General features: G+C 61.5%; 1 pseudogene. It reads left to right on the plus strand.

What is annotated here, in order from left to right:
• Nucleotides 1–108 precede the first annotated feature (108 nt).
• Nucleotides 109–221 (plus strand): annotated as a pseudogene (locus tag H6B10_RS16840) (alpha-amylase family glycosyl hydrolase); the annotation flags it as partial.

Here is a 221-nt window from a genome sequence, read left to right on the forward strand (position 1 = left end):
TGGTAAAGCCTGCCTGGGCGGTGGCGTTCCACTGCATGGGGGTGCGGGCATTATCGCGGGCTTTGGCCTGCAGGGAAGCCAGGATGTCCGCCTCCGCATAACCGGCGGCACGGCATGAAGGGGACCCCCTACATTTACCAGGGCGAGGAACTGGGCATGACCAATGTGCCTTTCGCTTCCCCTGATGATTTTACCGACATCGAGAGCCGCAATGTCTGCGC

Source organism: Gemmiger formicilis, assembly GCF_016901605.1.
Classification (GTDB): Bacteria; Bacillota; Clostridia; order Oscillospirales; family Ruminococcaceae; genus Gemmiger; species Gemmiger formicilis_B.